The sequence below is a fragment of the Rhodococcus sp. 5A-K4 genome (assembly GCF_046097995.1).
Taxonomy (GTDB): Bacteria; Actinomycetota; Actinomycetes; order Mycobacteriales; family Mycobacteriaceae; genus Rhodococcus_F; species Rhodococcus_F erythropolis.
In genome coordinates this window covers 284,531-291,839 of sequence record NZ_JBJURM010000007.1, presented here as the reverse complement: position 1 = coordinate 291,839, position 7,309 = coordinate 284,531, and the positions used below count along the sequence as shown (strand labels likewise).

The window sequence follows — 7,309 nt, the reverse complement described above, 5'->3', positions numbered from 1 at the left end:
CGGCGCAGCCGCACTCTGCGGCGGCGGCGGACAAGGCGACGCACTCATCATCCGCGTCCCCAAGGCGTGAGTGTCTAAATACACCTGAACGAGCGCTCTCGCTCTGCGACGCCCCGTGGTTTTGCTCACACAACTACGGGGCGTCGTAGTTGTTCGGGCACAATGGCCTCATGGCGAACATCTTTGACGTATCCACTCCCGCGAAACGCTTCCGTCTGGTGGCGTGGTGGGAAGCTGTGACCTGGGCGGCCTTGCTGGTTGCCATGTTCTTCAAGTGGGTCCTCGGACACGAAGAAGCGATTCGCATCCCCGGAATGGTCCACGGCACCGCGGGCTTCCTGGTGTTCATCGTTGTTGCTCTGCTGACTGCGTGGTCGCTCAAGTGGGACATCAAGACCACGATCCTTGCGCTGATCTCGAGCGTTCCCCCGTTCGGCACCGTGATATTCGAACGCTGGGCAGTGCGAAACGGCAAGCTCGGTGAGCTGTCCACGGAGTTCGAGGCGTCCAAGGGCAACGCGGCGCTCGTCTGAGTGCTGCATCCCTCTACGTAGCTTCGCGCAACTCGTGACAAACTGGGAGTCGTGACTCGACCAGGTTCCAGGCCCCCCGCGCGTTCGTCCGCAGTTGCTGCCGCCATGAGCGGCGCAGTCGACTTGTCCGCCTTCAAAGAGCGGGCCACGGCCCCACCACCGCCGCGTAACACCAGCGGCGACGGGGCCGTTTCTGCCGTCTCCGGGGCAGTGATCGAGGTGACCGAGGAGAACTTCGAAAGCGAAGTCCTGCTGAAGTCGAGCCAGGTGCCGGTCATCGTCAACATCGGTGGCCGCGCATACGAGCCCTCGGTCGTGTTCACCGAAGTTCTCGAATCATTGGCGGCGCGCGCCGGCGGCAAGTGGATTCTTGCCAACGTCGACGTCGACGTGAGTCCTCGCATCGCGCAGGCATTCGGTGTCCAGTCGGTGCCGACGGTTGTTGCCGTCGCAGCTGGTCAGCCGTTGGCCGATTTTCAGGGCGCTCAGCCAGAGGCGCAGCTCAGTCAGTGGTTCGACGCAGTGCTCCAAGCTGTCGAGGGCAAGTTGAGTGGGCCGGTGTCCGACGGGGACGAACCGGTGGAGGAGGTCGAGGATCCTCGCTTCGTGGCCGCTGAAACCGCGCTGGACGAGGGCGATCTCGACGCCGCCATCGCTGCGTACCAGGTGATTCTCGACGCCGAACCCAACAACGCGGAGGCCAAGAGCGCTGTCCGCCAGGTGAAGTTCATGGCTCGGGTTCAGGGCGTCGATCCCGAGTCGATTGCGGCCGCGGATGCTGATCCGTCCAATCTCGAACTGCAGTTCGCTGCAGCCGACCTGGAAATGTTCGCCCAGCAACCCGAGGCTGCGTTCGCTCGCTTGATCTCGGTAGTATCGCGAACCGCCGGCGACGACAAGGCCGCAGCGCGGACGCGCCTGCTCGAATTGTTCGAACTGTTCGACCCGGCAGAACCGATCGTCATCGCGGCCCGGCGTAAGTTGGCTTCCGCTCTCTACTGACGTGTGGACCGGCAGCCGCTACTCCGTGTAGCGGCTGTCGCACACTTCTCGGCCACCCAGTACACCGGTCCGGAACGCGTCGACGCGCGCAAACCCGCTCGGCACCGTCTCACCGTTGACGTCACTGGCGGCGAGGCCGTCGGTCAGCAGCCCCGATACGGCTTCGTCGAGGTCGCCGGGGGAGAGTGTGACTTGAGCTCCGGACGCCGCAGCGTTGGTGGGACTGAGCGCTGCGGTGATGACGCCGGACAGGCAGGCGGCGCGCAAGGCAGTTTGCGGAGTGTCGAGCGATTGGCCGTTCTCCTTCTGCATCGCGAGGGTGTACCGCGACGCGAGCAGGACGTAGGCGTTGTAGTCACCGGTGATGTTGGTCTGGATCAACTCGCGCCGTCCGACGCGACCCGGCGTGCCGCGCTCGGCCAGGTCGTCGACGCTGATTCCGATGGTGTTCGTCGACGGGCAGTACGAGACGGGCTCGGTCGCAACGGCGTCGCTGCACCCGGTGTCTGCGCCGGTGAACACGACCTTCGGCGGCTCGGGTAGATCGAAGATCGCTTGGAATGTCTTCACGAACTCGTCGAGCGTTGCCTCGGTGACAGGCAATTCTCCGGAGTCGTTGCCTTCGGCGAATTGCTGCGGGAGGTCTGCGCGTCGTGACTCGATTTCGTCGGCGTCCATCTTCGCGCAGGCGCCGGCGCCGTCGGTGAAGCCGATCTGAGTGGCGGTGACGCGCTCGAACGCCGAACCATGGTGGCTCTCAGGATCATTAGGGTCTTCGTCGCGGATGGCGACCGCCGAGGCCAGCACCTTGTTGAGGCCGTCGGAGGTGTTCATCGTGAAGTGTGCTGCCTTGTCCTCGGCGACGTGCCGCAAGAAGGCACCACCGAAACAGTCGGCTTGCTGTTCTCGCACCAGGGCCGCATCTCGTTTGCCGCCGACGATCCCGGCTTTGCGTTGAACCGCGTGGCCGTACTCGTGCGCGAAGATGAAGGCGACGGCCACTTCACCGAACTTCTCTCGTACCTCGGGCAGTAGCAGTTCGCGATCCCAACCGATGGTGTGATCGATGCTGCAATACCCGGCGTTGATGAGTTCTTCGGTGGTCTCTTCGCAGAAGTCCGGGCCGTTCGATTCGGTGGGGTCCCACGAGATCAGCTCGTCAACCGGTTCGAAGGGCTTGTCGAACAGAGCCGGGTACTCGGCGGCCCAGTAAGTTTCGATGTCGGTGATGGCGTTGGCCGCCAGGGCGTCGATGTCCCCGCCGTCGGTACCGGTGATTTCTCGGTCGGCATTGGGGGCTCCCGGGCGCAATCCGCTGGGGCCTGCTGTTGCGTCGAGTCCGGCGACGCGGAACGGATCGTGATAGATCGAGACGGCGTGCCCGTTCGTTCCGCTGGCACAACCGGCGAGCAGTGCGGCCACTGCGAACAGTGACGACGTGACAATGACTACTCGCCGGCCGACCATCAACGCTCCAGACTTATCCAAATCGCTCCAGCAGCTGGCAGCGCCACCTGTGCGGAGGCTGGCCGACCGTGCCACGAACGCGACGTTGCCGTGACCGCTCCGAGGTTCCCGACTCCGGAGCCGCCATACACCTCGGCATCGGTGTTGAGAATTTCCACCCATCGGCCGGGCTCTGGTAGCCCGACGCGGTAGCTCGAGTGCTCACTGCCCGAAAAGTTGAACAGGCAGGCGACAATCGAACCGTCAGTACCGTAACGCAGAAAACTGAGGACGTTGTTCTCGGTGTCGTTGGCGTCGATCCAGGAGTATCCGCCGGGGGAGGTGTCGAGGGTCCACATCGCCGGATGGCGTCGGTACGCGGAGTTGAGATCTCCGACCAGTCGCTGGACGCCGCGGTGGAGAGTGCCGGTGTACTGATCGTCGAGTTGCCACCAGTCGAGGCCGCGTTCTTCGGACCATTCCGCGCTCTGACCGAACTCCTGTCCCATGAACAGCAGTTGCTTGCCCGGATGCGCCCACATGTACGCAAGCAGTGAGCGCAGGCCGGAAGCCTTGGCGAAGTCGTTGCCGGGCATCCGGGTCCACAGAGTTCCCTTGCCGTGCACCACTTCGTCATGGCTGATCGGTAGCAGGTAGTTCTCACTCCACGCGTACATCAGCGAGAAAGTGATCTCGTGATGGTGGTAAGTCCGGTGCACCGGGTCGTGACCGAGGAACCCGAGGGTGTCGTGCATCCACCCCATGTTCCACTTCATGTTGAACCCGAGGCCACCGACATTGGTCGCCCGAGTGACTCCGGGCCACGCCGTCGACTCCTCGGCGACGGTGACGACTCCTCGGTGGTTCTTGTGGACGGTGGCGTTCATCTCCTGCAGGAACGCAACAGCTTCGAGATTCTCGCGGCCACCGTGAATGTTGGGAGTCCATCCACCTTCCGGACGTGAGTAGTCCAGGTACAGCATCGATGCGACGGCGTCGACGCGCAGTCCGTCGATGTGGAACTCCTCGAGCCAGAAGAGCGCGTTGGCGACGAGGAAGTTCCGGACCTCGCGGCGACCGAAGTCGAATACGTATGTGCCCCAGTCCAACTGCTCTCCGCGACGCGGATCCGCGTGCTCGTACAACGGCGTTCCGTCGAAACGGGCAAGGGCCCATTCGTCTTTGGGGAAGTGTGCAGGCACCCAGTCGACGATGACGCCTATCCCTGCGGCGTGCAGGTGGTCGACGAACCAGCGGAAGTCATCCGGGGTGCCGAAGCGGGAGGTCGGTGCGTAGTACGAGGTGACCTGGTACCCCCACGATCCACCGAACGGATGCTCGGAGACGGGCAGCAGTTCGACGTGGGTGAATCCGGTTTCGGTGACGTATACGGCGAGTTGCTCGGCCATCTGTCGGTAGTCGAGTCCCGGACGCCACGATCCGAGGTGCACCTCGTACACGCTCATCGGGGACTGCGAAGGGTCGACACCAGCGCGGGTTTCCAGCCAGGCCGCGTCGTTCCATTCGTGCGAACTGGTGGTCACTCGCGACGCCGTCGCCGGCGGTACCTCGGTACCGAATGCCATGGGATCGGCCTTGTCGCGAACCGAGCCGTCGTGGCCGTGGACCCGGAACTTGTACAGCGAACCGACTGCGATGTCGGGCAGGAAGAGTTCCCAGACCCCGGTGGAGCCGAGGACTCGCATGGGGGCGAATTGCCCACTCCACCCGTCGAAGTCGCCGACGACGGTCACGCCGCGGGCGGCCGGAGCCCAGACGGCGAACGAGGTGCCGTCGACGGGTCCGTCCGGTGTCTCGTACGAACGCGGATGTGCGCCGAGGATGTCCCACAGTCGTTCGTGCCGACCTTCGCCGAACAGGTGAAGGTCGAGTTCACCGAGAGTCGGCAGGAATCGGTAAGGGTCGGCTGCGAGAACCGTGTGGCCACCCGGGTACGTCACGGAATAGCGATAGTCGATCAGGTCGGGGTAGGGGACCAGGGCCGCGAAGATCCCGTTCGAAACATGTTCGAGAGGAAAGGTTTTGCCGCCGATGACGGCGCTGACGGACTCGGCGTTGGGACGCAACGCTCGAAGAACGGTGCCGTCGGCGTGGGGATGGGCGCCGAGGACACTGTGCGGATCGTGATGTTCACCGCGCGCCAACAGTTCCAGATCGTGATTGTCCGGCGCGATACCCGAAGGGGACTTTTCGGTTGGCATCACTTGCCTCCACCTGCGCGGTGCGCATTGCGTGCTTGGTAGGCCAGAGAGATCCGGGCCGGATACGGAACGGGTGGGAGCGCGAGGATGTGCGCCACCGAACGCCAGGGCTCGAGGCGGACGAAATTGGCCTGGCCCCAATTGAACTGCTCACCGGTAACCTCGTCGAGCACGGTCATGTGGTCGTGCCATTCCCGGCCGAGCGCCGGCATGTCCAACCAGACGGTGCCCTCTTCTGCCGCGAACGGGTTGAGGTTGATCACCGTCAGGACGGCGTCACCGGTCGAGGCGTCGAACTTCGAGTAGGCGATCAACGCGTCGTTGTCGATGTGGTGAAAGTGCAGGTTCCGCAACTGCTGCAGGGCCGGGTGTGCACGCCGGATGCGGTTGAGAGCGGTGATCCACGGCTCGAGAGATTCGCCTCGCGCTGCCGCTTCGGCGAAACGGCGCGGCCGAAGTTCGTATTTCTCGGAGTCGAGGTATTCCTCGCTGCCGGGGCGAACGGCTTGGTGTTCGTAGAGTTCGTAACCGGAGTAGACGCCCCACGTCGGCGCCAGGGTGGCGGCGAGAGCTGCTCGCAGTGCAAACATTCCGGGCCCACCGTGCTGGAGGGACTCGTGCAGGATGTCCGGTGTGTTCACGAAAAGGTTCGGTCGGGCTTCGTCGGCCTTTGCCGCCAGCTCGTTACCGAATTCGGTGAGCTCCCACTTCGCAACTCGCCAGGTGAAGTACGTGTACGACTGCGTGAACCCGCGCCTGGCAAGGCCGTACATGCGCGCCGGACGAGTGAAAGCCTCGGCGAGGAACAAGACGTCGGGGTCGGTTTTCTTGACTTCCGAGATGAGTGTCTCCCAGAAGTTGGGCGGCTTGGTGTGCGGGTTGTCGACACGAAAGATCTTGACTCCGGCGTTGATCCAGTGGCGGACCACGCGCAGGATTTCCTTGTCCAGACCGCGAGGATCGGTGTCGAAGTTGATCGGGTAGATGTCCTGATACTTCTTGGGCGGGTTCTCGGCGTAGGCGATGGTGCCGTCGGGAAGGACGTTGAACCACTCCGGATGCTTCTGAGCCCATGGATGATCCGGGGCGCACTGCAGCGCGAGATCCAGTGCCACTTCGAGATCCAGCTTGCGGGCCGCAGCGACGAAGGCCTTGAAGTCCTTGAGCGTGCCGAGTTGGGGGTGAACAGCGTCGTGCCCGCCGTCGGCAGAGCCGATCGCCCACGGCGAACCAACGTCGCCGGGTTCGGGGGTGAGGGTGTTGTTGCGACCCTTGCGGTTGATCTCGCCGATGGGATGGATCGGCGGAAGGTAGACGACGTCGAAACCCATTGCGGCGATGCGGGGCAGGTCTTCGGCAGAGGTACGGAACGTGCCGTGCTGCGGTACTCCGTTCTCGTCCCATCCACCGGTCGAACGGGGGAAGAACTCGTACCAGGAGCCGAACAGCGCACGGCTGCGATCGACGACGACAGGGTGGGACTCGCCCTTGGTGACCAGTTCGCGAAGTGGAGTAGCGCGGAGCAGTTCGGCGACGTCGGAGGCGAAGGCCGGAGCGACGCGAGCAGTCAGCGCCTGATCGCTGCGCAGCGACGCCGTGACGGCCTCGAGCCTGGACCTGTTGCCCCGCGGCACTTCGTGCGCGGCCTGTTCGAACAGGCGCGCACCGATTTCCAAGTCGTTGGCCAACTCGGCCGCCCCTTGCCCGACGGCGAGCTTTGCTTCCACGGCGTGCTTCCAGGTGGCGATGGGATCGCTCCACGCCTCGATCCGGAACGACCACATACCTTCGGCGGACGGCGTGAACACCGCGTCGACGGTGTCCGGTTCGGTCCCGGGATCCATCGGAATGCGCAGCGGCTTGGTACCGCGCGGACCACGCACGACAAGAGTGGCGGAAATGGCGTCGTGGCCTTCTCGCCACACGGTGGCGTGCACCGGGAAGACTTCACCGACCACGGCCTTTGCCGGATAGTTACCCGAGATCTCGGGTACCACGTCGTCGATACCGAGGCGTCCTGACACGGGAAGCTCCATTTCTGATGATGGATCGCGGTAAAACTTTCTTTCGCCGGGTTCAACCGTAGTGGGTGCGACGCTGGAGTGC

General features: G+C 63.9%; 5 protein-coding genes. 2 read left to right on the top strand and 3 right to left on the bottom strand.

Annotated elements, in window-relative coordinates; translation table 11 throughout:
• Nucleotides 1-170 precede the first annotated feature (170 nt).
• Nucleotides 171-533 (top strand): DUF3817 domain-containing protein, encoded by a 363-nt coding sequence (locus ACKAMS_RS12640; protein ID WP_020908283.1) that lies wholly within the window; start codon nt 171-173, stop codon nt 531-533.
• 105 nt (nt 534-638) lie between these two features.
• Nucleotides 639-1,535 carry a tetratricopeptide repeat protein gene (locus tag ACKAMS_RS12635; protein ID WP_020970043.1) on the top strand — a complete coding sequence of 299 codons (897 nt, stop codon included), beginning with the start codon at nt 639-641 and terminating at the stop codon, nt 1,533-1,535.
• Nucleotides 1,536-1,553: 18 nt separating this feature from the next.
• On the opposite strand, the gene ACKAMS_RS12630 is transcribed toward ACKAMS_RS12635, so the two are convergent.
• The 3 genes from ACKAMS_RS12630 to ACKAMS_RS12620 are packed head-to-tail and all read right to left on the bottom strand — an operon-like array spanning nt 1,554 to nt 7,227.
• Entirely contained in the window at nt 1,554-3,002 is a 1,449-nt protein-coding gene (locus ACKAMS_RS12630; protein ID WP_021344780.1) for a neutral zinc metallopeptidase, read from the bottom strand.
• Nucleotides 3,002-5,203 (bottom strand): 1,4-alpha-glucan branching protein GlgB, encoded by a 2,202-nt coding sequence (gene glgB, locus ACKAMS_RS12625; protein WP_031331511.1) that lies wholly within the window; start codon nt 5,201-5,203, stop codon nt 3,002-3,004. Before glgB ends, ACKAMS_RS12630 begins: the two co-directional genes overlap by 1 nt.
• Entirely contained in the window at nt 5,203-7,227 is a 2,025-nt protein-coding gene (locus ACKAMS_RS12620; protein ID WP_041816053.1) for an alpha-1,4-glucan--maltose-1-phosphate maltosyltransferase, read from the bottom strand. Before ACKAMS_RS12620 ends, glgB begins: the two co-directional genes overlap by 1 nt.
• Between the last annotated feature and the right edge of the window lie 82 nt (nt 7,228-7,309).

Excerpts from the sequence above, each read along its gene's own strand:
- ACKAMS_RS12640 (WP_020908283.1), top strand. The coding sequence starts at position 171 with ATGGCGAACATCTTTGACGTATCCACTCCCGCGAAACGCTTCCGTCTG.
- ACKAMS_RS12635 (WP_020970043.1), top strand. The coding sequence starts at position 639 with ATGAGCGGCGCAGTCGACTTGTCCGCCTTCAAAGAGCGGGCCACGGCC.
- glgB (WP_031331511.1), bottom strand. The coding sequence starts at position 5,203 with ATGCCAACCGAAAAGTCCCCTTCGGGTATCGCGCCGGACAATCACGAT.
- ACKAMS_RS12630 (WP_021344780.1), bottom strand. The coding sequence starts at position 3,002 with ATGGTCGGCCGGCGAGTAGTCATTGTCACGTCGTCACTGTTCGCAGTG.